General features: G+C 53.1%; 25 protein-coding genes. 16 read left to right on the forward strand and 9 right to left on the reverse strand.

All coding sequences use genetic code 11. The features are described 5' to 3' along the window. Positions 1-181 precede the first annotated feature (181 nt). Together OGV38_RS17955 and tisB are read right to left on the reverse strand one after the other, a co-directional pair. Positions 182-1,015, reverse strand: coding sequence for an EamA family transporter (locus OGV38_RS17955; protein ID WP_016157806.1), 834 nt, complete (start codon positions 1,013-1,015; stop codon positions 182-184). A 123-nt stretch (positions 1,016-1,138) separates the two neighbouring features. Then, the gene (gene tisB / locus OGV38_RS17960) at positions 1,139-1,228 is read right to left on the reverse strand and encodes a type I toxin-antitoxin system toxin TisB (protein WP_003023909.1); all 90 of its coding nucleotides are present in this window, start codon (positions 1,226-1,228) and stop codon (positions 1,139-1,141) included. Between the two features lie 522 nt (positions 1,229-1,750). Here tisB and ivbL point away from each other — a divergent pair. The 3 genes from ivbL (at position 1,751) to ilvN (ending at position 3,939) form a co-directional block, all read left to right on the forward strand. After that, positions 1,751-1,849: an ilvB operon leader peptide IvbL gene (gene ivbL / locus OGV38_RS17965; protein ID WP_003827118.1), complete on the forward strand. Its 99-nt coding sequence runs from the start codon at positions 1,751-1,753 to the stop codon at positions 1,847-1,849. 107 nt (positions 1,850-1,956) lie between these two features. After that, a complete protein-coding gene (ilvB, locus tag OGV38_RS17970) occupies positions 1,957-3,645 on the forward strand; it encodes an acetolactate synthase large subunit (RefSeq protein WP_016155049.1) in 1,689 nt (562 codons plus the stop codon). Between the two features lie 3 nt (positions 3,646-3,648). Next, positions 3,649-3,939, forward strand: coding sequence for an acetolactate synthase small subunit (ilvN, locus tag OGV38_RS17975; RefSeq protein WP_003023914.1), 291 nt, complete (start codon positions 3,649-3,651; stop codon positions 3,937-3,939). Between the two features lies 1 nt (position 3,940). On the opposite strand, the gene OGV38_RS17980 is transcribed toward ilvN, so the two are convergent. Beyond that, positions 3,941-4,726, reverse strand: a complete 786-nt coding sequence (locus OGV38_RS17980; RefSeq protein ID WP_019078017.1) for a DeoR family transcriptional regulator — start codon at positions 4,724-4,726, stop codon at positions 3,941-3,943. A gap of 325 nt (positions 4,727-5,051) precedes the next feature. Between OGV38_RS17980 and rbsK the strand changes: the two genes are divergently transcribed. From rbsK to nepI, 9 genes are all read left to right on the forward strand, one after another. Beyond that, positions 5,052-5,972 carry a ribokinase gene (rbsK, locus tag OGV38_RS17985; RefSeq protein ID WP_269519240.1) on the forward strand — a complete coding sequence of 307 codons (921 nt, stop codon included), beginning with the start codon at positions 5,052-5,054 and terminating at the stop codon, positions 5,970-5,972. Positions 5,973-5,999: 27 nt separating this feature from the next. Beyond that, complete coding sequence (gene fucP, locus OGV38_RS17990) at positions 6,000-7,316, forward strand: L-fucose:H+ symporter permease (protein WP_003023919.1); 1,317 nt, start codon at positions 6,000-6,002, stop codon at positions 7,314-7,316. An 11-nt stretch (positions 7,317-7,327) separates the two neighbouring features. Then, positions 7,328-8,341: an aldose 1-epimerase family protein gene (locus OGV38_RS17995; RefSeq protein ID WP_269519238.1), complete on the forward strand. Its 1,014-nt coding sequence runs from the start codon at positions 7,328-7,330 to the stop codon at positions 8,339-8,341. A gap of 195 nt (positions 8,342-8,536) precedes the next feature. After that, on the forward strand, positions 8,537-9,130 hold the full coding sequence (gene uhpA / locus OGV38_RS18000; RefSeq protein ID WP_016155044.1) for a response regulator transcription factor UhpA: 594 nt from the start codon (positions 8,537-8,539) through the stop codon (positions 9,128-9,130). Further along, entirely contained in the window at positions 9,127-10,629 is a 1,503-nt protein-coding gene (gene uhpB, locus OGV38_RS18005) for a signal transduction histidine-protein kinase/phosphatase UhpB (protein ID WP_269519235.1), read from the forward strand. The genes uhpA and uhpB overlap by 4 nt, the downstream gene beginning before the upstream one ends. Before the next feature lie 9 nt (positions 10,630-10,638). Continuing rightward, on the forward strand, positions 10,639-11,967 hold the full coding sequence (locus tag OGV38_RS18010; protein ID WP_286474300.1) for an MFS transporter: 1,329 nt from the start codon (positions 10,639-10,641) through the stop codon (positions 11,965-11,967). Positions 11,968-12,109: 142 nt separating this feature from the next. Next, positions 12,110-13,501, forward strand: coding sequence for a hexose-6-phosphate:phosphate antiporter UhpT (gene uhpT, locus OGV38_RS18015; RefSeq protein ID WP_286474303.1), 1,392 nt, complete (start codon positions 12,110-12,112; stop codon positions 13,499-13,501). A 148-nt stretch (positions 13,502-13,649) separates the two neighbouring features. Further along, entirely contained in the window at positions 13,650-14,102 is a 453-nt protein-coding gene (locus OGV38_RS18020) for a DUF1198 family protein (RefSeq protein WP_016157801.1), read from the forward strand. Between the two features lie 168 nt (positions 14,103-14,270). Then, positions 14,271-15,455 (forward strand): purine ribonucleoside efflux pump NepI, encoded by a 1,185-nt coding sequence (gene nepI, locus OGV38_RS18025; RefSeq protein WP_286474308.1) that lies wholly within the window; start codon positions 14,271-14,273, stop codon positions 15,453-15,455. 55 nt (positions 15,456-15,510) lie between these two features. Here the strand turns inward: nepI and gmuD are convergent, their stop codons facing one another. Together gmuD and OGV38_RS18035 are read right to left on the reverse strand one after the other, a co-directional pair. Further along, positions 15,511-16,893 carry a 6-phospho-beta-glucosidase GmuD gene (gene gmuD, locus OGV38_RS18030; protein WP_016157797.1) on the reverse strand — a complete coding sequence of 461 codons (1,383 nt, stop codon included), beginning with the start codon at positions 16,891-16,893 and terminating at the stop codon, positions 15,511-15,513. 92 nt (positions 16,894-16,985) lie between these two features. After that, on the reverse strand, positions 16,986-17,279 hold the full coding sequence (locus OGV38_RS18035; RefSeq protein WP_286474311.1) for a YicS family protein: 294 nt from the start codon (positions 17,277-17,279) through the stop codon (positions 16,986-16,988). A gap of 130 nt (positions 17,280-17,409) precedes the next feature. On the opposite strand from OGV38_RS18035, the gene OGV38_RS18040 reads away from it, so the two are divergent. After that, positions 17,410-17,826: a GNAT family N-acetyltransferase gene (locus OGV38_RS18040; RefSeq protein WP_016155037.1), complete on the forward strand. Its 417-nt coding sequence runs from the start codon at positions 17,410-17,412 to the stop codon at positions 17,824-17,826. A gap of 171 nt (positions 17,827-17,997) precedes the next feature. Next, the gene (gene nlpA, locus OGV38_RS18045; RefSeq protein WP_286474314.1) at positions 17,998-18,816 is read left to right on the forward strand and encodes a lipoprotein NlpA; all 819 of its coding nucleotides are present in this window, start codon (positions 17,998-18,000) and stop codon (positions 18,814-18,816) included. Between the two features lie 28 nt (positions 18,817-18,844). Here nlpA and OGV38_RS18050 read toward each other — a convergent pair whose 3' ends face one another. The 3 genes from OGV38_RS18050 to OGV38_RS18060 all read right to left on the reverse strand — a co-directional run bounded on the left by OGV38_RS18050 (position 18,845) and on the right by OGV38_RS18060 (position 21,180). Further along, positions 18,845-19,747, reverse strand: coding sequence for a carboxylate/amino acid/amine transporter (locus tag OGV38_RS18050; RefSeq protein ID WP_016157794.1), 903 nt, complete (start codon positions 19,745-19,747; stop codon positions 18,845-18,847). Positions 19,748-19,865: 118 nt separating this feature from the next. Continuing rightward, positions 19,866-20,171 carry a putative quinol monooxygenase gene (locus tag OGV38_RS18055; protein WP_047415729.1) on the reverse strand — a complete coding sequence of 102 codons (306 nt, stop codon included), beginning with the start codon at positions 20,169-20,171 and terminating at the stop codon, positions 19,866-19,868. Between the two features lies 1 nt (position 20,172). Next, positions 20,173-21,180 carry a zinc-binding alcohol dehydrogenase family protein gene (locus OGV38_RS18060; protein ID WP_269519232.1) on the reverse strand — a complete coding sequence of 336 codons (1,008 nt, stop codon included), beginning with the start codon at positions 21,178-21,180 and terminating at the stop codon, positions 20,173-20,175. A 110-nt stretch (positions 21,181-21,290) separates the two neighbouring features. On the opposite strand from OGV38_RS18060, the gene OGV38_RS18065 reads away from it, so the two are divergent. After that, positions 21,291-22,196, forward strand: coding sequence for a LysR family transcriptional regulator (locus tag OGV38_RS18065; RefSeq protein WP_286474317.1), 906 nt, complete (start codon positions 21,291-21,293; stop codon positions 22,194-22,196). Between the two features lie 355 nt (positions 22,197-22,551). Next, entirely contained in the window at positions 22,552-23,268 is a 717-nt protein-coding gene (locus tag OGV38_RS18070; protein ID WP_286474320.1) for a helix-turn-helix transcriptional regulator, read from the forward strand. Here the strand turns inward: OGV38_RS18070 and OGV38_RS18075 are convergent. Then, a protein-coding gene (locus OGV38_RS18075) for an IS3 family transposase (RefSeq protein WP_117086587.1) occupies positions 23,265-24,472 on the reverse strand; the annotation gives its coding sequence in 2 pieces (ribosomal slippage) (positions 23,265-24,151 and positions 24,151-24,472; 1,209 coding nt in all). The genes OGV38_RS18070 and OGV38_RS18075 overlap by 4 nt on opposite strands. Between the last annotated feature and the right edge of the window lie 6 nt (positions 24,473-24,478).

The following is a 24,478-nucleotide window of genomic DNA, read 5'->3' on the forward strand; positions in this document are numbered from 1 at the left end:
TTTTAAAAAAGAGAAAAAAGAAGAATAAGGTGCTGTACTTTCCCGTAAATGCGCGTGGAATCTACCACAACAGAAAAAGAAGGCCAGATAGTGGGCTGGAATGTTTACGCGATGAACGGCAGGAAATGTAAACAAAAAGCGGCAACAAATGTTGCCGGATTGCATCGGCTTTACGGCGCGATTATGACAAGCGAAGTAAGACAGCGCCTACGGCAATACCGGCGGCCGCGACAAGGCGTATTCCGGCAACCTTTTCTTTCAGCAGCAGCCAGGCGAGCAGAGCGCCAAACAGAATGGAGGTTTCACGTAGCGCTGCGACCACCGCCAACGGAGCCTGGGTCATGGCCCACAGCGCCAGACCGTAAGAACCCATCGTACCAATCCCGCCCAGAATACCTTTCTTCCACTGCTGTACCAGATAGCGTGACGCTTCCCGGCGCCGGGCGATCATCGCCCAGCCCAGCAGACAGGAACCGTTCAGAAAGAAGGTCCACAGCGTATAACCGAGCGCGGTTTCTGATAAGCGTACGCCGGTGCCATCAACCAGCGTGTAACCGGCGATAAAGCAGGCGTTAATGAGCGCCAGTACGATCCCGCGTTGTGAGCTGCTGCGTCCGTTAAATGCCATGCCGAGAATGGCCAGACAGATCGTAGCAATCCCCACCCAGGCAAACACAGACAGGCTATCGCCAAGGAACAAGACGCTGATAATCGCAACCAGCAGCGGTGCTGTCCCACGCATCAGAGGATAGGTCTGACTCATATCCGAAACCTGATAGGTTTTGGCGACCAGGACCGTATACACCACTTGCAACGCGGTTGAGACGGCCAAAAACGGCAGGCTGGCGGCGGAAGGCTGAGGCGCGAAGGGTAAGCAGATCAATGCCATAATCGCCGCGGAGCCGCTGACGCCAATCGCCGAGTACAGTTTATCGTTTCCAGCTTTAACAATGGCATTCCAACTGGCATGCAGCAGCGCGGCAAACAGCAAAATGCAGAAAACAGAAAGCGTCATGGTGGCGTTCTTCCCTGAGAATGTCATAAAAACGTAACATATTGGCGCGGGACAAGCACCAGGGAGAAGGTGAAAGGGGAGCGGAGTGTTACCCGCTCCCCTTAGGTGCGACTTGAATCCGAATTACTTAACGTATTTCAGAACGGCATCAAGTAGTTGCAGTGCTGCAACAATGAGTTTGAGGATAAGAATAGCGATATCCACGAGGCTCATACGCTCTCCTTTTGGTACAAGGAGCACGGTGCTGACGTACCTCGCCGCTGCCTGTTGCCAGCACCTTTGTTGACATAACACAGTGTGCTCACACGGGGGTTAAGGCGCTGACGGCACCACCCGTTTCAGCCAGGACTTTGATGCGCCGGTTTACGATGCGGCCCCCGCATAACACATTGCGTACCGAGACATTATAGATAAGCACTGTATAAATTAACAGTATTTTGTGGACATTGTGCCATTCATGTTCCATACTCAAAACCATCAAAATTCGTGCCGAAATTGCGTGTTCTTCGCAGAACGCGTATACTTTTTCCGTTGACATAACACAGTGTGTTCGGCGGCTACCAACCGCACAGCGCTGAAAAAAACCTCGCTCCGGCGGGGTTTTTTGTTTTCCGACTCTGCACAGCGAAATGTGATCGTTGACGCATTTTTATGCAGATGAAAATTTTTCCATTGTCACGCTGAAAAACCTGTGTTTGTATAAATCCAGTTAATCAACAAACAGACAGGTCCCTAATGAACCCTTCCATGCTGACTGCGACCCTACTAAAAACTGCGCCATCTCGCGCAGCGGTCGTCGTGCGTGTGGTGGTGGTCGTCGGCAATGCGCCGTAGGGTCCGGATCAACACACGATTCCAAAACCCCGCCGGCGCAAACCGGGCGGGGTTTTTCGTTTAAGAGACCTGCCCGAAGCAAAGGCCCAGAATAAAAGGACTGGAGCATGGCAAGTTCGGGCATAACATCCAAGCGTACGCGTTTTACGGGCGCAGAATTCATCGTTCATTTCATGGAACGCCAGGGGATTCAGGTGGTCACCGGTATTCCTGGCGGATCGATTCTTCCCGTCTATGACGCCTTGAGCCAAAGCACGCAAATCCGTCATATCCTGGCGCGCCACGAGCAGGGCGCGGGGTTTATCGCGCAGGGGATGGCGAGAACCGATGGTAAACCCGCCGTCTGTATGGCCTGTAGCGGACCGGGCGCGACCAACCTGGTGACCGCCATTGCCGACGCGCGGCTGGATTCCATCCCGCTGGTGTGTATCACCGGGCAGGTTCCGGCCTCAATGATCGGGACCGACGCCTTCCAGGAAGTCGACACCTACGGCATCTCTATCCCCATCACCAAGCACAACTATCTGGTCCGCCATATCAGTGAATTACCGCAGGTCATGAGCGATGCGTTCCGCATTGCGCAGTCCGGCCGTCCGGGCCCGGTGTGGATAGACATTCCTAAGGATATTCAAACCGCCGTTTTTGAGATTGAAGAGATGCCGGAGCCCGCGCAGAAAATGGCGGCACCGGCGTTCAGCCAGGACAGCATTCGCGATGCCGCAGCTATGATTAACGCCGCACAGCGTCCGGTGCTGTATCTCGGCGGCGGCGTGATTAACGCGCCTGAGCGGGTTCGTGAACTGGCAGAAAAAGCCATGCTGCCCACCACCATGACCTTAATGGCGCTCGGTATGCTGCCGAAAGCGCATCCGCTGTCGTTAGGCATGCTGGGTATGCATGGCGCACGCAGCACTAACTTTATTCTGCAAGAAGCGGACTTATTGATTGTTCTGGGCGCACGTTTTGATGACCGGGCGATTGGTAAAACCGAGCAGTTCTGTCCGAACGCCAAAATCATCCACGTGGACATCGACCGCGCGGAGCTGGGTAAAATCAAACAACCACACGTGGCGATTCAGGCGGATGTCGATGAGGTTCTGGCACAACTGATCCCATTAATTGACGCGCAGCCGCGAGAGTCGTGGCATCAAATGGTGGCCGATTTACAACGCGAATTCCCCTGCAGCATTCCGCAGGAAAGCGACCCGCTCAGCCACTATGGGCTGATCAACGCCGTAGCGGCCTGCGTGGATGACAATGCCATTATCACCACCGACGTAGGCCAGCATCAGATGTGGGCCGCACAGGCTTACCCGCTGAACCGTCCGCGTCAGTGGCTGACCTCCGGCGGTCTGGGAACCATGGGCTTTGGCCTGCCGGCGGCAATTGGCGCAGCGCTGGTCAACCCGGACAAAAAGGTGCTGTGCTTCTCCGGCGACGGTAGCCTGATGATGAATATTCAGGAAATGGCGACGGCCAGCGAAAATCAGCTGGATATTAAAATCATCCTGATGAATAACGAAGCGTTGGGTCTGGTGTATCAGCAGCAGAGTTTGTTCTATAAGCAGGGCGTTTTTGCGGCGACATATCCGGGGATGATTAACTTTATGCAGATAGCCGCCGGGTTTGGCCTCGAAACCTGCGATTTGAATAACGAAGCGGATCCACAGGCAGCGTTGCAGGAGATTATTAATCGCCCTGGACCTGCGCTGATCCACGTGCGCATCGATGCCGAAGAAAAAGTGTACCCGATGGTGCCGCCGGGTGCGGCAAACACAGAAATGGTGGGGGAATAAGCCATGCAACAGCAGACTCATGACAACGTAATCCTGGAACTCACCGTACGCAACCATCCGGGCGTAATGACCCACGTCTGCGGGCTGTTTGCCCGCCGCGCGTTCAACGTGGAAGGCATTCTCTGTCTACCGATTCAGGACAGCGACAAGAGCCGCATCTGGCTACTGGTCAACGACGATCAGCGTCTTGAGCAGATGATAAGCCAGATCGACAAGCTGGAAGATGTGGTGAAAGTGGCCCGCAACCAGTCCGACCCGTCGATGTTTAACAAAATCACGGTTTTCTTTGAGTGAGTTAGTCGCCGTCTGAATCCGGGGTGATGACTTTGACAGAGCCGTTCCGGCAGTGGGTTGCGTAATCTGCCGGCAACGGGCGATCGCTTATCAGTACGTCAAAAGTGGAGAGCGGACCAATGCTGGCGGGGGCAACCTCATCAAACAGGGCGTGGCGCGTCAGCAGAATTTTGCGCAATCCGCGTTCCATCGCTTTGCGTTTGGTGGCCAGATCGTCCGGATTGAACCAGCTAACGCCGAAATGCTCATGGACTCCGCTGGCAGAGATAAACACTTTTCGTGGGTTGAGCGCATCCAGCGGAGAGGGATTGTTGGTGTCGTAAAAGGCATCACTTTTCGCCCGATAGGTGCCCCCGCAAAGAATCACCGTGGCGTTGGGTTTTTCATTTAGCGCCACGAATACCCGGTGTGAGTAGCAAATTCCGGTAAAGGTAATATCGTCCGGGATCATGCTGACGACTAATGGCATTTCGGCACCATTATCAAAAAAGACCAGATCGTTTTCACTGACCAGTCCCGCGGCCAGAATGGCAACCGGTAAATCGTCGCGATGATACTGCTTTTGCACGGGGAGCGGAGCGTTAACGAGGGTGGCGGGCTTGTTCACCATCACGATGTAACCACCGAGTAGCGTAAGCGGCAATGGTTCGTCATCCTGGCTGAGATCCCGACGGATGGTCATCACGGAAACCTCCAGCATGCGCGCCGCCTCTTTCAGATGGATTCTGTCGGTCTTCTTCAACAATTCCATCAGACGTCGAATACGTTCTTTTTGCTTGGTTTCCATGCACACTCTCCACGAATCATGTTTTCATGTTCCTTCAGTAACATTTATGTGTTTCTGGGAACATGACATTGCTGCATTACTATACGTCTGACCATTGGGAAATAAAAGCGTGTTTTTACACGTTTTATTGATTATAAGCAGCGAGTTTTCAGTCAATTGTAAGCAAGTTAATCATTTTGAGTGTGATAGAGACGCAACATTTAGCATAATAAATAAACAATAAAATGATCCTCCAATCGCGATCCTAGTCACAAATGATACGGAAGTAACATGATAATGTTATTTTAATATCATTGTTGTGTGATTGTTTCTGAGAGGTAGTAAAATGGATATCGCGGTTATTGGCTCCAACATGGTGGATCTCATCACCTACATCAACCAGATGCCCAAAGAAGGGGAAACGCTGGAAGCACCCGCCTTTAAAATTGGTTGTGGCGGTAAAGGGGCAAATCAGGCCGTTGCGGCTGCTAAGCTCAATTCCAAAGTGCTGATGCTGACGAAAGTCGGTGATGATATTTTTGCGGATAACACCATTCGTAATCTCGAATCCTGGGGGATTAATACGACCTATGTCGAAAAGGTACCCTGCACCAGCAGCGGCGTTGCACCGATCTTTGTTAATGCAAACTCCAGCAACAGCATTCTGATTATTAAAGGCGCCAACAAGTTTCTCTCCCCAGAAGATATCGATCGCGCAGCGGAAGATCTGAAAAAGTGTCAACTTATTGTCCTGCAGCTGGAAGTACAGTTGGAAACGGTTTATCACGCGATTGAATTCGGTAAAAAAAACGGTATTGAAGTGTTATTAAATCCCGCCCCTGCATTACGGGAATTAGATATGTCTTATGCCTGTAAATGCGATTTCTTCGTGCCAAATGAAACCGAGCTCGAAATATTAACCGGTATGCCGGTGGATACCTATGACCATATTCGCGCCGCGGCACGTTCTTTGGTCGATAAAAGTCTGAACAATATTATCGTCACCATGGGGGAGAAAGGTGCCCTGTGGATGACGCGTGACCAGGAAGTCCATGTCCCGGCGTTTAAAGTGAACGCTGTCGATACCAGTGGCGCAGGTGACGCTTTCATCGGTTGTTTTGCCCACTATTACGTTCAAAGCGGTGATGTCGAAGCCGCCATGAAAAAAGCCGCTCTCTTCGCTGCATTCAGCGTTACCGGGAAAGGTACTCAATCATCTTATCCAAGTATCGAACAATTTAATGAGTTTCTTACCTTAAACGAATAATACTCCTGCATTGTAAAAGGTAGCACTATGAACGATAAAAACATCATTCAGATGCCCGACGGCTATCTGAATAAGACGCCTCTGTTCCAGTTTATTTTGTTATCCTGTTTATTCCCTTTATGGGGATGCGCAGCCGCATTAAATGATATTCTGATTACGCAATTCAAAAGCGTATTTTCACTCAGCAACTTTGCTTCGGCATTAGTTCAGAGTGCCTTTTATGGCGGTTATTTTTTAATTGCGATTCCGGCATCTTTGGTGATTAAAAAGACCAGTTATAAAATCGCCATCTTAATGGGACTGACCCTTTATATTGTTGGCTGTACGCTCTTTTTCCCGGCATCGCACATGGCCACCTACACCATGTTCCTCGCGGCAATTTTTGCGATTGCGATTGGCCTGAGCTTCCTGGAAACTGCAGCCAACACCTACAGCTCCATGATTGGCCCAAAAGCGTATGCCACCCTGCGGCTGAACATCAGCCAGACCTTTTACCCCATTGGCGCAGCCGCCGGTATTCTGCTGGGTAAATATCTGGTCTTCTCTGAAGGCGAGAGTCTGGAAAAACAGATGGCTGGGATGAACGCGGAGCAGATCCACAACTTTAAAGTGTTGATGCTGGAAAATACCCTTGAGCCTTACAAGTACATGATTATGGTGCTGGTTGTGGTGATGGTGTTGTTCCTGCTGACCCGCTTCCCGACCTGTAAAGTCGCGCAAACGGCGAGTCATAAACGTCCGTCAGCGATGGATACGCTGCGTTATCTGGCCAGCAATGCCCGTTTCCGCCGTGGGATTGTGGCGCAGTTCCTGTACGTGGGGATGCAGGTCGCGGTGTGGTCATTTACCATCCGTCTGGCGCTGGAATTGGGTGATATCAACGAGCGCGACGCCTCAACCTTCATGGTCTATAGCTTTGCCTGCTTCTTTATCGGCAAGTTTATCGCCAACATCTTGATGACACGCTTCAATCCGGAAAAAGTGCTGATCCTCTACTCCATCATTGGCGCACTGTTTCTGGTCTATGTTGCGCTGGCGCCAAGCTTTAGCGCCGTGTACGTTGCCGTACTGGTGAGCGTCCTGTTTGGACCCTGCTGGGCGACAATCTATGCCGGTACGCTGGATACCGTGGATAACGAACATACTGAAATGGCGGGAGCAGTCATTGTCATGGCCATTGTTGGTGCAGCGGTGGTTCCGGCAATTCAGGGCTATGTGGCCGATATGTTCCACTCGCTACAACTCTCGTTCCTGGTCTCCATGTTGTGCTTCGTGTACGTCGGTATCTACTTCTGGCGTGAAAGCAAAGTGCGCAATAACCTGGCTGAAGCGACTGTTTCCTGAGGAGAGCGATCATGACAACACGTATCACGCTGTGGCGGGAACTCTTTGCAGAGCATCCGCGAATCTTACTGAAGAATAGCGACTTCACGGTTACCGCATTTCGTTACGCCAGCGGTGTGGAAGGGCTGAAGGTAGAAAACAGTCATGGACATCTGGTTATTCTGCCCTGGATGGGGCAGATGATCTGGGATGCTCAGTTTGACGGGCATGAACTGACCATGCGCAACATGTTCAGTCAGCCGAAACCGGCTGCGGAAGTGGTAGCGACATACGGCTGCTTTGCTTTCCACTCGGGTATATTGGCTAATGGCTGCCCTTCGCCGGAAGATTCTCACCCGTTGCATGGCGAAATGGCCTGTGCCGCGATGGATGAGGCCTGGCTGGAGCTGGAGGGAGAGAATTTGCGCGTGAGTGGACGCTACGAGTATGTGATGGGGTTCGGTCATCATTATCAGGCGCATCCTGCGGTGATTATGCGTAAAGCGAGTGCGCTGTTTGATATCCAGATGGCGGTCACCAACCTCGCCTCAGTGGCAATGCCTTTACAGTATATGTGCCATATGAACTATGCCTACGTACCGGAAGCGACCTTCAGCCAGAATATCCCGGATGAAGCCATGAAGCTGCGTGAGTCGGTACCCGCGCATGTTAAGCCTACCGAGCAGTGGCTGACGTTTAATCAGCGGATCATTCAGGGCGAGACCTCGCTGGGGCGCCTCAACGAGCCCGATTTTTACGATCCGGAAATCGTTTTCTTCGCTGACCAACTGGACCGATACACGGATAAGCCTGAATTTCGCATGATCGCACCTGATGGCACCACGTTCGTGACACGTTTCTCCAGCGCGGAGCTGAATTATGTCACCCGTTGGATCCTCTATAACGGCGATCAGCAGGTGGCAGCCTTCGCCCTACCTGCGACCTGTCGCCCAGAAGGCTTCCTGGCGGCACAGCGAAAAGGCACGTTGATTCAGCTAGAACCGCAGCACACCCGCACATTTACCGTCACAACTGGCATCGCCTGATCGCTCAAGGCTTAAACAGCAGCGCGTCGGAACACAAAATCCTTCAAGCTGCATAAGGCGGCAAGTCTGCTCACCTCAGAAGCTTACTCAAGTCAGTGACTGGGGTGAGCAGACCAAGCCAACGCAGAGGCTGCTTGAAGGATAAAGTGTATATCGTTAAGGTAAGCACGTTTTTTATCCCCCAGGACAGAACCCATGATCACCGTTGCCCTTATCGACGACCACACTATCGTCCGCTCCGGCTTTGCCCAGTTGCTGGGGCTGGAACCTGATTTGCAGGTTGTGGCTGAGTTCGGCTCAGGCAGTGAGGCGCTGGCGGGATTACCGGGACGTGGCGTGCAGGTATGTATCTGTGATATCTCGATGCCTGATATCTCCGGTCTTGAACTGTTAAGCCAGTTGCCAAAAGGGATGGCGATTATCATGCTCTCCGTCCACGACAGCCCCGCGCTGGTGGAGCAGGCGCTCAACGCGGGCGCGCGTGGTTTCCTTTCTAAACGCTGTAGTCCTGATGAGCTGATCGCGGCGGTGCATACCGTGGCGACCGGCGGCTGCTATTTGACGCCGGATATCGCCGTCAAACTGGCGGCTGGTCGTCAGGATCCGCTGACCAAACGCGAACGTCAGGTGGCGGAGAAACTGGCGCAAGGCATGGCGGTAAAAGAGATTGCCGCCGAACTGGGCCTGTCGCCGAAAACGGTGCACGTGCATCGCGCTAACCTGATGGAAAAACTGGGCGTTAGCAACGATGTCGAACTGGCCCGCCGGATGTTTGACGGCTGGCAATGAACACGCTCTGTTCCCGGTTAATCACCGTTGTTGCCTGCTTCTTTATCTTCTCTGCCGCGTGGTTCTGCTTGTGGAGTATCAGCCTGCACCTGGTTGAGCGCCCGGAGCTGGCGGTACTGCTGTTTCCGTTTGGCCTGCGTCTGGGGCTGATGCTGCAATGTCCACGCGGCTACTGGCCGGTGCTGCTGGGTGCGGAATGGCTGCTTCTTTTCTGGCTGGCGCAGGAAGTGGCGCTGGCTCACTTGCTACTTTTGATGATCGGGAGCTTCCTCACGTTACTCCCGGTGATGCTGATTTCGCGCTACCGCCATCAGCGCGACTGGCGCACGCTGCTGTTGCAGGGCGCGGCGCTGACGGCGGCGGCGTTGCTGCAATCGCTGCCCTGGCTTGGGCAAGGCGAAGAGGCGTGGAATGCCCTACTGCTGACGCTCACTGGTGGATTAACGCTGGCTCCGATCTGTCTGGTTTTCTGGCACTATCTTACCAGCACCACCTGGTTGCCGCTGGGCCCGGCGGTGGTGTCTCAGCCGGTGAACTGGCGCGGGCGGCATCTGGTCTGGTATCTGCTGCTGTTTAGCGTCAGCCTGTGGTTGCAGCTTGGCCTGCCCGATGAACTGTCACGCTTCACGCCGTTTTGCCTCGCACTGCCGATCATTGCGCTCGCCTGGCACTACGGCTGGCAGGGGGCACTGATTGCCACGTTAATGAACGCCATTGCGCTGATTGCCAGCCAAACCTGGCACGATCATCCCGTCGACCTGTTGCTCTCCCTGCTGGTGCAAAGCCTGACCGGGCTGCTGCTCGGCGCGGGGATCCAGCGTCTGCGCGAGCTTAACCAGTCGCTGCAAAACGAATTAGCGCGCAACCACCGTCTGGCTGAACGCCTGCTGGAGACCGAAGAGAGCGTGCGCCGGGATGTGGCGCGCGAACTGCACGATGATATCGGTCAGACCATCACCGCCATTCGCACCCAGGCGGGCATTGTCCAGCGGCTGGCGCCGGAAAACGCAGGGGTGAAGCGCAGCGGGGCGCATATCGAACAACTTTCTCTTGGCGTATACGATTCTGTGCGTCGTCTGTTGGGTCGTCTGCGTCCGCGCCAGTTGGATGATCTCACGCTGGAACAAGCGATCCGCTCATTGATGCGTGAAATGGAGCTGGAAAGCCGCGGCATCGTCAGCCACCTTGACTGGCGAATTGACGAATCTGTACTCAGCGAAAGTCAGCGGGTGACGCTGTTTCGCGTCTGTCAGGAAGGGCTGAACAACATCGTTAAGCACGCCAACGCCAGCGCGGTGACGCTTCAGGGCTGGCAGCAGGATGAACGGCTGATGCTGGTGATTGAGGACGACGGCAGCGGCCTGCCGCCGGGGTCGAATCAGCAGGGATTTGGCCTCACCGGGATGCGTGAACGTATTACCGCCCTCGGGGGATCGCTCTCGATTTCCTGTACGCATGGCACGCGGGTCAGCGTGTCGTTACCCCTGCGTTATGTGTAAGGAGCGGTCATGTTTTCGTTTTTAAAAGCCCCAGTCAGCGCGCCGCTCATCACCGATAAGCGTGAAGTGGATGCCCTCTACCGCTACTGGCGGCGGCATATTCTGACCACTATCTGGCTCGGCTACGCGCTGTTCTATTTCACACGCAAGAGCTTCAACGCCGCCGTACCGGATATCCTCACCAGCGGCGTGCTGACCCGCAGCGACATTGGTCTGTTGGCGACGCTGTTTTACATCACCTACGGCCTGTCGAAGTTTGTTTCCGGTATCGTCAGTGACCGTTCCAACGCCCGTTATTTTATGGGGTTTGGGCTTATCGCCACCGGCGTGGTGAACATTCTGTTTGGCTTCTCCACCTCGCTCTGGGCTTTTGTGGTGCTCTGGGCGCTGAACGCCTTTTTCCAGGGCTGGGGGTCGCCGGTCTGCGCGCGTTTATTGACTGTGTGGTATTCGCGTACCGAACGCGGCGGCTGGTGGGCGCTGTGGAATACTGCGCACAATGTTGGCGGGGCGCTGATCCCGATCGTGATGGCGGCGACGGCGCTGCATTACGGCTGGCGTGCCGGGATGATGATCGCCGGGCTGCTGGCGATTGTAGTGGGGATTTTTCTCTGCTGGCGGCTGCGCGACAGGCCGCAGGCGATTGGTCTGCCGCCGATTGGCGACTGGCGCCATGATGAGCTGGAAATCGCCCAGCAGCAGGAAGGCGCAGGGCTGAGCCGTAAAGAGATCCTCACCCGCTATGTATTGCTGAATCCCTATATCTGGCTGCTGTCGCTGTGTTACGTGCTGGTGTACGTCGTCCGCGCCGCCATCAACGACTGGGGCAATCTGTATATGTCGGAGACGCTCGGCGTGGATCTGGTGACCGCCAATACCGCCGTGACCATGTTCGAATTGGGCGGATTTATCGGCGCGCTGGTCGCAGGCTGGGGCTCGGACAAACTGTTTAACGGCAACCGCGGTCCAATGAACCTGATTTTCGCTGCCGGAATTTTGCTCTCCGTGGGCTCGTTGTGGCTGATGCCGTTCGCCAGTTACGTGATGCAGGCGGCGTGCTTCTTCACCACCGGATTCTTCGTCTTCGGCCCGCAAATGCTGATCGGCATGGCGGCGGCGGAGTGCTCGCACAAAGAGGCAGCGGGCGCGGCAACCGGATTTGTCGGGCTGTTTGCCTATCTGGGGGCATCGCTTTCCGGCTGGCCGCTGGCGAAGGTGATGGAGGTCTGGCACTGGACCGGATTCTTTGTGGTGATCGCCATTGCGGCGGGGATTTCCGCGCTGCTGCTGCTACCGTTTTTGAACGCCCAGGCTCCACGCGAACTCAACGAAGCGTGATGCACCTCACCTTTTTGCCCCGAGTAGGGTAAAACTAAGAAATTTTCCCGGTTTCACCTGGACGCTGTCTCAGGCGCGTCTCCCGGCTGATTTTTACAATGCCTGCCATTCGCAGGTATAAAAATTAGCTCGGGAGTGTCAAATGCTGGCCTTTCTAAACCAGGTACGCAAGCCGACCCTGGATCTGCCGCTTGATGTGCGGCGCAAAATGTGGTTCAAACCGTTCATGCAGTCCTATCTGGTAGTCTTTATTGGCTACCTGACCATGTATCTGATCCGCAAAAACTTCAACATCGCGCAGAACGACATGATCTCCACCTACGGGCTGAGCATGACGCAGCTGGGGATGATTGGCCTGGGCTTCTCCATCACCTACGGCGTGGGTAAAACGCTGGTTTCCTACTACGCCGACGGCAAAAATACCAAGCAGTTCCTGCCGTTTATGCTGATCCTCTCCGCCATCTGTATGCTCGGCTTCAGCGCCAGCATGGGGGCGGGTTCAACCAGCCTGTTCCTGATGATCGCCTTCTACGCGCTGAGCGGTTTTTTCCAGAGTACTGGCGGCTCGTGTAGCTATTCCACCATCACCAAATGGACGCCGCGTCGCAAGCGGGGTTCTTACCTCGGCATGTGGAATATCTCCCATAACCTCGGTGGTGCGGGTGCGGCTGGCGTGGCGCTGTTTGGCGCCAACTATCTGTTCGACGGTCACGTCATTGGTATGTTTATCTTCCCGTCAATTATCGCCCTGATTGTCGGCTTTATCGGCCTGCGCTACGGCAGCGACTCCCCGGAGTCTTATGGCCTCGGTAAAGCTGAAGAGCTGTTCGGCGAGGAGATAAGCGAAGAGGACAAAGAGACTGAAGAAAATGAGATGACCAAATGGCAGATCTTTGTTGAGTACGTGCTGAAAAACAAAGTGATCTGGCTGCTGTGCTTCTCCAACATTTTCCTGTACGTGGTGCGCATCGGTATCGACCAGTGGTCCACTGTCTACGCTTTCCAGGAGCTGAAGCTCTCCAAAGAGGTGGCGATTCAGGGCTTTACCCTGTTTGAAGTGGGCGCGTTGGTCGGCACGTTACTGTGGGGTTGGCTCTCTGACCTGGCTAACGGTCGTCGTGCGCTGGTAGCCTGCGTGGCGCTGGCGTTGATTATCGCGACCTTGGGCGTTTATCAGCACGCCAGCAACCAGTATGTCTATCTGGCTTCGCTGTTTGCGCTGGGCTTCCTGGTGTTTGGTCCTCAGCTGTTAATCGGTGTTGCAGCCGTCGGATTCGTACCGAAAAAAGCAATCGGCGCAGCCGACGGGATTAAAGGCTCCTTCGCATATCTGATTGGTGACAGCTTCGCCAAGCTGGGTCTGGGGATGATTGCTGACGGCACGCCGATTTTTGGTCTGACCGGCTGGGCGGGCACGTTCGCCGCGCTGGATACCGCCGCCATCGGTTGTATCTGCCTGATGGCCATCGTGGCCGTGTTTGAAGAACGTAAAATTCGCCGCGAGAAAAAAATTCAACAATTGAAAGTCGCTTAAGTTAAGTGTGCATTGGTAACTTTTGCCCGCCTGGATGGCGGGCTTTTTTATGTCGCGGATCCATCCTGAATCGTGTTGATACGTTCAGTCGTCGACAGAGAGGAATTTGCCGTTATGATGGGCATCCTGTCTGGTAATGGATGTGCGCATGATTTGGATAATGCTGGCCACATTGGTCGTTGTTTTTGTAGTGGGTTTTCGGGTGTTGACGTCCGGATCTCGACGGGCAATTCGCCGTCTGAGCGAGCGACTGAATATTGATGTTGTGCCGGTAGAGTCGATGATCGATCAGATGGGAAAAGTACAGGGTGAGGCTTTTTTACAGTACCTCCACCGCCCAGATGAATCGCATCTGCAAAATGCTGCCCAGGTGTTGTTGATCTGGCAAATCGTTATTGTCGACGGCAGTGAGTCGAATCTGCTGCAATGGCACCGTTGGCTGCAAAAAGCCCGATTGGCCACGCCGATTACTGACGCACAGGTGCGTCTGGCGCTTGGTTTTCTGCGCGAGATAGAGCCGGATATGCAGGAGTTTAATGCGTTTCAGATGCGCTATAACGCCTTTTTCCAGCCCGAAGATGGCGTGCACTGGCTACACTGACAGTCATGCCTGTTGGCGTTACGTGACTCAGGCCGACAAAGGGACCCTGCCGCTGGTCGAATAAGACACGTCGACATTCAGCGGTAAAGTTGCTAAAACGTTAAATGCGTCACAAATTTAATGTTACACTGCGTAACTTTTCTGCAATAACCCCACGCAGGTAACAAAATGAGTGAAGCTGTTGAACAAAAATCCCGCGCTGAGGCAAATGCCCGACCGAACTGGTCGGCGGTATTCGCCGTGGCGTTCTGCGTTGCCTGCCTGATAACCGTTGAGTTTCTGCCCGTTAGCCTGTTAACGCCGATGGCGCAGGATCTGGGGATTTCTGAAGGTGTTGCCGGACAATCGGTGACTGTGACGGCATTTGTTGCCATGTTCGCCAGCCTGTTTGTGACGCAAATTATCCAGGCGACCGATCGTCGCTACGTGGTGATCGTGTTTTCGGTGCTGCTGACGCTCTCCTGCCTGTTGGTTTCCTTTGCCAACTCTTTTTCACTGCTGCTCATTGGCCGCGCCTGCCTCGGTCTGGCGCTTGGCGGATTCTGGGCGATGTCGGCGTCGCTGACCATGCGTCTGGTTCCCGCCCGTACGGTACCGAAAGCGCTGTCGGTGATTTTTGGCGCGGTCTCTGTCGCGCTGGTGATTGCTGCGCCGCTGGGGAGTTTTTTGGGCGGTATTATCGGCTGGCGCAACGTGTTTAATGCGGCGGCGGTAATGGGCGTGCTGTGCACGATTTGGGTGGTGAGAGCGCTGCCGTCGTTGCCAGGTGAACCTTCGCATCAGAAACAAAATATGTTCAGCCTGCTGCAGCGCCCGGGGGTGATGGCCGGGATGATTGCCATCTTTATGTCCTTTGCCGGACAGTTCGCCTTCTTTACCTATATTCGCCCGATCTATATGAATCTGGCAGGCTTTGAAGTTGATGGCCTGACGTTGGTGCTGCTGAGTTTTGGTATCGCCAGCTTTGTCGGGACATCGCTCTCCTCGGTGGTTCTGAAGCGCTCGGTCAAACTGGCCTTAGCCGGTGCGCCGCTGGTGCTGGCGCTTAGCGCGCTGGTCCTGATCCTGTGGGGTAGCGACAAAGTTGTGGCGGCAGGTATTGCGATTATCTGGGGCCTGGCGTTTGCGTTGGTTCCGGTCGGCTGGTCGACGTGGATCAGCCGATCGCTTGCCGATCAGGCAGAAAAAGCCGGATCCGTCCAGGTCGCCGTGATCCAGCTTGCCAATACCTGCGGGGCAGCGGTGGGAGGCTATGCGCTCGATAACCTCGGACTGCTTTCGCCCCTGATGCTTTCCGGCAGCCTGATGCTGCTGACGGCGCTTCTGGTCACGATGAAGGTCAGAATACAGTGAGATTGTTGCCTGATGGCGCGCAGCTTTCAGGCAACATCGTTATCTGACGACTGAATCAATCAAAACCATTGTTTTCGGCGGTATGGGCAAACCATTCGCCGCTTTTCTTCACCGTACGTTTTTGCGTATCTAAATCTAACTGGACAAAACCGTAGCGGTTTTTATATCCATTGAGCCAGGACCAGTTATCAATAAAGGTCCACATATGGTAGCCAAGACAATTACACCCTTCGCTAATGCCTTTATGTAACCATTTAAGATGCGCGGAAACAAATTCAATACGGTAGCTGTCGTTGATTTGGTCCTGCTGAATAAAACGTTGCTCATTTTCGACTCCCATGCCGTTTTCAGAAATAAAACAGCGCGGGTTGCCGTAGTTATCACGCAGATTAGTAATAATATCGTATATACCTGGCTCGTAAATTTCCCAGCCACGGTAAGGGTTCATTTTACGCCCCGGCATTTCGTAATAATCAAACAGCCACTCCGGCATAAACGGCGCGTCAGGATTGACGGCAGTATCACGACATTTCACGCGGCGCGGCTGATAATAATTAATACCGAGCAGGTCGATTTTGCCATCGGCGATGAGCTGACTGTCGCCTGGCTGACATGCTGGGAGTTGATCGTACTCTTTTAGCAGCTCTATCAGATCCGCCGGATATTCACCTTTTAGCACCGGGTCAAGGAAGCTGCGGTTAAACAGCAGATCCGCATGGTGCGCAGCTTTTACATCCGCCGGGTGTTGTGAGCGCGGATAAGAGGGCGTTAAATTCAGGATCACACCGATTTCACCGTCATAACTTCCGGCGTGGTACGCGCGTACCGCCGTGGAATGCGCCAGTACGGTGTGATACGCCACGGTGGCCGCGCGTTTGAAATCCACCACATTAGGGTAATGGAAGTCATACAGATAGCCGCCTTCTACCGGGACAATCGGTTCGTTAAAGGTGAACCAGTGCTTCACCCGATTGCCGAACAAGGTAAAACAGGTTTGTGCGTAGCGACCAAACGCCTCAACCACATCACGGTTTTCCCAGCCACCTTTCTCCTGCATCACCATCGGCATATCGAAGTGGAACAGGGTGATAAATGGCGTAATGCCTTGCGCCAGCAGCTCATCGATGACGTTGTTATAGAAATCAACTGCCTGCGGGTTGACGTCGCCAGTACCGTCCGGGATCAGTCGTGACCAACTGATTGAAGTGCGGAAGCTGTTGTGCTTCAGCTGTTTGAGCAGTGCGATGTCCTGTTTCCAGTGCTGATAAAAGGTCGAGGTGTTCGCCGGGCCAACCCCCTGATGGAAACGCCCAGGCTGGCGGTCGAACCACACGTCCCATGTCGTCTGGCTTTTGCCGCCGTTCAGACTATCCCCTTCGGTTTGCAGCGCCGAGCAGGCACTGCCCCACCAAAAGTTTTCGGGAAAACGGTATCGCATTATCTTGCTCCTTGATGTGTTTCATTTCCCTACACAATAGGCGATTTTTCAAAACAGAAACCGGTTACAGCACTCGTTTTTCAATGCGATAGTTACAAATCCGGGCATTCAACTTTGCCCAGCGCTTCCCAGTAGTTGTTCTGATTGTTTCTTTGTATGGCCAGAATGGCTTCGCGTATGTGTTGCTGATTACGGGTATCAGCCATAATCGTTTTTTCCCACACCTCATCCGATGGCGACCCCTGCGGGGTACAAATCTTGCGTAAATCCTTCAATACGGTGTTTTTTCCATGAACGGACTGTAGAGAGCCATAAGCCGAATCGGCCTGCGCCAAACCCGGCAGCATGAAAAGAATGGCAATAAGCGGTAAAACGGCTTGTTTCATGATAATAATCCTTGTTGTCGATGCGCATCATCTCAAGAGTAAGTGTAGACGGCATGCGCCTCACTCATCAGCCTGTGTTAATTTCTAAAAAGAAAATCAGCCAGAAGTTTTAGTTTTTCAGGAGGATAGGATGCAAATACAGATTACAGATACCATTACTGAAGACGATCAAAATGCTCTGCTTGTTGGACTGCGCGCCTACAATCGCCAGTTCCTGAGGACCACCAATTTTGGCGACCTGGCGGTGTACTGGCGCGATGAGCACAATGAAATACTGGGCGGGCTGATCGGTAAAATCAAAGGCGAATGGCTGTGTATTGATTTCCTGTGGATGCATGACTCGCTGCGTAAAGGCGGTTACGGCACAAAGTTGATGCAGGCCGCTGAACAGACGGCGCGTGAGAGAGGATGCCTGCATGCGCTGGTGGACACGATGAGTTTCCAGGCGCTGCCGTTTTATCAGAAAAACGGCTATCAGTTGCAAATGACCCTCGATAACTTTCCAGAAACCGGTTCCGCGCGCCATTATTTGTCGAAAACGTTTTGATGACCGGAAGGACTGCAAAAGGGATGACCTAACGGCACATTCCGACTCATTTTCCTTTTCGCATTATGCTTTTTTCTTCTTGCTGATGCTTTTTCGTTTTTTAAACCGCAGCGGCCTTCCCGCTATAGTCATTTCATTACTCATCAAGCGGTTATTGCAAAAGGATAAAACGTGAAACTGAAAATACCTTATTTCGGGGCTGGGGCGGCGTTATTACTGGCGGGATTATTGCTGGCAGGATGCGATCAGCAGAACAATGATGCAAAGCATATTAAAGTGGGCGTGATTAACGGTGCAGAGCAGGATGTGGCGGAAGTCGCGAAGAAAGTCGCTAAAGAAAAATATGGCCTGGAGGTGGAATTGGTGGGGTTTAGCGGTTCTCTGCTGCCCAACGATGCCACTAATCATGGTGAGCTGGATGCCAACGTCTTCCAGCATCGTCCGTTCCTTGAACAAGATAATAAAGCGCACGGCTATAAGCTGGTAGCGGTGGGCAATACCTTTGTGTTCCCGATGGCGGGTTATTCGAAGAAAATCAAAACTGTTGCTGAACTAAAAGACGGTGCGACGATTGCGATACCTAACGATCCGACCAACCTTGGGCGGGCGCTGTTGCTGCTACAAAAAGAGAAGTTAATCACTCTGAAAGCGGATACCGGCCTGCTGCCAACGGCGCTGGATATTACGGATAATCCGCGACATCTGAAAATTATGGAACTGGAAGGGGCGCAGCTACCGCGCGTGCTGGACGATCAAAAAGTGGATGTGGCGATTATCAGTACCACCCACATCCAGCAAACCGGGCTTTCTCCGGTACATGACAGCGTATTTATCGAAGACAAAAATTCACCGTACGTGAACATTCTGGTGGCGCGAGAAGACAATAAAGATGCCGAGAATGTGAAAGAATTCCTGCAATCTTATCAGTCACCGGAAGTGGCGAAGGCGGCAGAAACTATCTTTAACGGCGGCGCAGTTCCGGGCTGGTAATCATCACCCGTTGCCGCGCCGGTTGGGGTTAAACCGCTCTGGCGCGGCGACGTGAGTCCATTGAGATAAGCACGACCGATGAGAGGATCAAAAGCGTACCCAGCCAGTCTGGCAGGGTAAAGGTGATGCCTAACAGCAGCAGGGACAGCAACGCACTGCTCAACGGTTCCGCGCAGCTTAAAATGCTCGCTTTCGGTCCGCCAATCATCTGCGCGCCTTTCAGGTACAGGCTAAACGTGAGTGACGTGCCGATGACCACCAGATAGAAAAACGCCAGAATTAAACTGCCATTCACCACGAAATGAGTTCCCTGCCCGGCATAGAACGGCAGTAGGATCATTCCACCGATTAACATACTCCAGCCGACGACTGGCAACGTGCCGTAGCGCGCGATGAGCGTTGAGGGGTAGGTGGTATAGAACGCGGCGGCAAACGCTGAGGCTATTCCCCAAAACAGCGCGGCAGCTGAGATAGATAACGACGTCGGATTACCGTGGGTGACCAGTAAGAAGGTACCGATGAGTGAGGTGAAGATCGCCGTCAGCACTAAAATCCCCGGCCGCGCTTTGCGCACCACGGAGAACCACGCCACGATAATGGTCGGTGACAAAAATTGCAGCACCGTCGCGGTGGCGGCGTTGGATTTTTCGATGGTCAGCAGGAAGGTTAGCTGTACGGTGAGTGCCCCGACCACGGAAAAAATCAGCAGGCTGATGGCGTCCTTGCGGTTTTTGATAATGGAGAACACGTTGTCGCCGTGAACGAAAGAGAGCATCAGTAGAATGAGCCCCGCGAAAATCAGGCGCGTCATGGTCAGAAACTGCGACGACATCTGGCTTTGTTCCATGATGTACTGCGCGCAAACGCCTGAACTTCCCCATAATACGGCGGCAATCAGGACGTTCATCATCCCTCTTCTGGTGGAACTCATCTTTCCCTCTGCATGCTGTTTTGTTTTATTTGTGTGCAGGCATCATAGCAGAGATAGCGAAGCGAGTGAGACATGACGGGCACAGCCCCCCACACCGCAGGGGGCTTCGGCAGTCATCTTACGGCGCAATCGGCGTCAGATAATCCAGTCGTAGCGGTTCGGCCAGCAGCTCGTTCATTTGCAGAATAAACGTCTGGAAATGGGGCAGGGCGATATGCTCGTCCAGACCGGCCTGACCGCGCCAGGATTCACGAACGTAGAAGACATCCGGTGTGTCGCGCAACTGGAACAGGGCATACTCAATATTGCCCGGCTCCTGGCGCGTGGGCAGCAGCAGAGCCTGCAGCGCCTGTTTCAGTGCGTCGATTTTCCCCGGTCTGGCTTTCAGTACCGCAATAATTGAAATCACCTCTGAATCAGACATGTTAAAACCCCTCCAGCACAATCTTGCCGACTGAACGACCGGTTTCAATTTGCGCGTGCGCTTTTTGCAGATTCGCCGCGTTGATTGCGCCAAAATGCTCGCCCAGCGTGGTGCGAATGGTGTTGTCATCGATCAACTGTGCCACGCGGGTTAATAGCTGATGCTGCGCAATGATGTCGTGGGTGGTAAACATCGAACGGGTAAACATAAATTCCCAGTGCAGCGAAATGCTTTTGGCCTTCAGTGGACGTGCATCGAGGGTTTGCGGATCGTCAATCAGCGCCAGTTTGCCCTGCGGCGCCAGGGCGGCAATAATTTGCGGGTAGTGCTGCTCGGTATTGTTCAGGCTGGCAACGTGCGTCACCTCTTTAATGCCTATCCGAGCCAGCTCTTCCATCAGTGGCTTGCTGTGGTCAATCACATGATGAGCGCCTGCTTCACGTACCCATTTCTGGCTCTGTGGACGTGAAGCGGTACCGATGACTGTCATTTTGGTCAGCTTACTGGCCAGTTGTGTCAGGATAGAACCGACGCCGCCAGCAGCGCCAACAATCAATAACACATCATTTTCATTGCCATTTTCCTCAACGCCCAGACGGTCGAACAGCATTTCCCAGGCGGTGATGGCGGTCAGCGGCAGTGCCGCAGCAGAAGCGTTGTCCAGCGATTGCGGCTTCAGCGTGGTAATACGTTCATCAACCAGCTGAAATTCACTGTTACTGCCAGCACGACCCAGCGCACCGGCATACCAGACTTCATCGCCAGGAGCGAACAGGGTGACTGCTTCACCCACGGACTTCACTACGCCAACGGCGTCCCAACCCAGCACGCGGGGCACATCAGCGTTAAAACCTTCGCGGACCTTGGTATCAACGGGATTGACGGAAATGGCCTTCACTTCAACCAGCAGATCGTGCCCGGAGGCGACGGGCATGGGCAGGTCAATCTCTTGTAAAAATTCAATGTTACTGCCGTCGGTTGCGGCGCGGGTAATAGCGATGGCTTTCATAATCTCTCCGGTTAATAAACCTTCTATCTGTTGAATAATTCGATGGTAAACCGGTAGCAGAACGGGAAAAATAGCCATTCGGCGACAGGACTTATACTCGGGGAGTGAAAATGTTCCGGCTTGAAGATCTCACGTTGTTTGTCCGCGCCGCGGCGCTAAATAGTTTTAGCGATGCCGCACGCGAAGTCGGCGTTCAGCCTGCTCAGGTCAGTTCTGCTATTAAGCGCCTGGAGTCTACGCTGGCTATCCGCTTGTTCGCCCGCTCCACGCGCAGTCTGCGCCTGACGCCGGAAGGTGAGGTCTGGCTACCCTATGCCCGCCAGATGCTGGACGTGATGCATGCCGGACTGCAAAAAATTCAGACCCCGGAAGATGAAGTTTCAGGCACGCTGCAAATCGCTGTACCTTCCGATCTCGGTCGGAACCTACTGCTGCCGGTCTTTCAGTCGTTTCGACGCCGCTATCCCGCGCTGCGCCTGCGGATTTTTTTCTCCGACCAGGTGACGGATGTCTTTAAAGACCCCGTCGATGTTGCGTTTCGCTATGGCAACACCGAAGACGCATCTTACATTGCGCTGCCTGTCGCTCCGGGTAACCGACGCGTGCTGGTGGCATCACTGGAATGGGTTGTGCAAAACGGCGCGCCGCAAACTCCGGATGATTTAACACAGCTCAACGCCATGACCTTCGTCTTACGCGGACGCCTGCACGATCGCTGGACGTTTACGCATAACGGCGAGGTTAGCAGTGTGCAGGTTAACGGCACCATTATGAGCGATGATGCTGAAGTAATCCGACGGCTGGCGATTGCCGGAGAAGGCATCGCGTACAAGTCGTGGCTGGATGTCAGCGAGGATGTGCGTGATGGACGATTGCAGCTACTGATGCCTGATTACCTGGGCGAAAAAGCCCCGCTAAATATGATTTGCCCACATCGTAAGCAGCTTTCAACGGCTGTCCGTCTGCTGCATGACGCCGTGAAGGCGCGGTGTGACACGTTGGGCGTTTCCCCGTGAGGTGTTCAATCGCAGGAATATTATTCGATAGCCATACGCATAAATAATAGCTAATCTCTGTTGCTGGCATTAATCTGATCGGAACGCCGATCAGTTAGTGATAATTGTTTCATTGAGTATAGTTTCTTCGATAAATATTATTTCTTAAATTAATGCAGTGTTTATAATATTTATTTTAAGAATTTTTTGGTCGATGATTTAATGACTTGTATATTTATTAAAAGGTATTTGACGAGATACCTTCCGCTACGATATAAAAAATAATAGCCCCGATACATACCTATTTCTTTGCCTGATTGTTAAACGCATTGATGCTTTTTGTTATTACGTTATTTATTGGGGTAGGAGAGGGCCATTGAAGTCAAAGACTATAAATGATGTATTGTATTATATAGAAGATAATTTTGTTTCAGGCATTGGTATTGATGACATTTCACAGTTTTCCGGATACAGTCGCAGACATATACAGAATATTTTAAAGCAGCGAATAAATATGCCTGTGGGGCTTTATATTCGTAGGCGACGGATAACCAAAGCAGCAAGCTTGTTACGCCTTACTCATATGGATATTATCGATATTTCAGTGCGGGTAGGATTCGATTCTCAGCAATCTTTCTGCCGTGAATTTAAAAAACTAACCGGTTATACCCCCACAGAATACCGTAAAAATCCCAGTTGGGATCTTTCGCCGTTAATGTCGTTTGTACTGCGCAGTGATATTGTTGTCGGCGAATTGCAACTACGTACCTTACCTGCTGATATCGTGCATGGATTTCAGTACAACTATGACACACCAATCCCGCCTGCCAGTGACTCGCATCTGCATCGATTAAATCTAATATTTGAGCAACTTACCAGTTCAAAACAAAATGTGTGGGCATTAACCGATTTCTCGTCTAATCCAAACTCAATGATGCGGTTGAAAGTTAAAAGCATCATTGGTAACAAAAGTCATCATTCGCCCAATGCCTATAATCGTTATGAGTGTCCTTCGGGAACGTATGCCTGTTTTTCATTCAGATTCAAGAAAGTGATCTTGACCCTCCATCTCCGAACAGCTTTTGTATCTTAAGTTAACGATGTCCGCTGCCGCCGGTATTCCCTCGGGGAGTGATATCCCAGCGCGCTGTGCGGGTGGTTTTCATTGTAATGCGTGAACGCTACTGCAAGGTTTCGCAGTGCTGTTCTCACATCCGGTTTTGGCATGAACGCGATATAGTCTTCTTTCATCGTTTTCACGAACCGTTCGGCCATGCCATTACTCTGCGGGCTGCTCACCGCTGTTGTGCAGGGCTCCAGATTCAGCTCTCTCGCGAACCTCCGCGTTTCATACGCGGTATACGCTGAACCGTTATCCGTCAGCCACTGCACCGCTGTGTCGGGCAACCTGTCGCCGAAGCGCTTTTCCACCGACCTCAGCATCACATCCTGCACGGTCGAACTGTCATAGCCTCCCGTGCTTGCTGCCCAGTCTATGGCCTCACGGTCGCAGCAGTCCAGCGCGAACGTTACCCGCAGTTTTTCGCCGTTGTCGCAGCCGAACTCGAAGCCATCTGAACACCAGCGCATATCGCTTTCTGCCACCGCTATCTTGCCCTTATGTTCACGCTTCGGTCGCTCTGGTTTGTGATGCAACAACAACAGGTTATGCTCACGCATTATCCTGTAAAGCCGTTTGGCATTCACAGGTAGCTGTCCCTCTGTGCGACGTTGCTTGCGCAGGATGCCCCACACGCGTCGATAACCATAACTCGGCATATCGCTGATAATGTTGAGGATAGCCGACAGTATTTCTGCGTCTGCTTCTTCATTACGCCGGTTACAGCGCCTGTCCTGCCAGTCGGCAGAACGGTTAATCCGCAGTGACAGTTGCGCACGCGACACGCCCATGGTCCGGCAGACCATGGCTATTCCCCGTCCTTTGGCAACAAGGGCGCGTGCGCTATCCATTTTCGCGACTGACCGTACTCCACGGCTTCTTTCAGGATCTCAACTTCCATCGTCTTCTTGCCCAGAAGGCGCTGAAGCTCCCGGACCTGCTTCAGAGCAGCAGTAAGCTCAGAAGCAGGAACGACTTCCTCTCCAGCCGCAACGGCGGTGAGGCTGCCTTCCTGATATTGCTTCTTCCACTTAAACAGCAGGCTGGGCTGGATACCATGCAGGCGGGCGACATGGGAGACATTCATACCCGGCTCCATCGTCTGCTGGATAATGGCGATCTTCTCCTGAGGAGTTTTACGTTTACGGACTTCTTGCCCTAACAGGATCCCGGTCATCTCAAA

The sequence above is a fragment of the Citrobacter sp. Cb080 genome (assembly GCF_030334745.1).
GTDB lineage: Bacteria > Pseudomonadota > Gammaproteobacteria > Enterobacterales > Enterobacteriaceae > Citrobacter > Citrobacter braakii.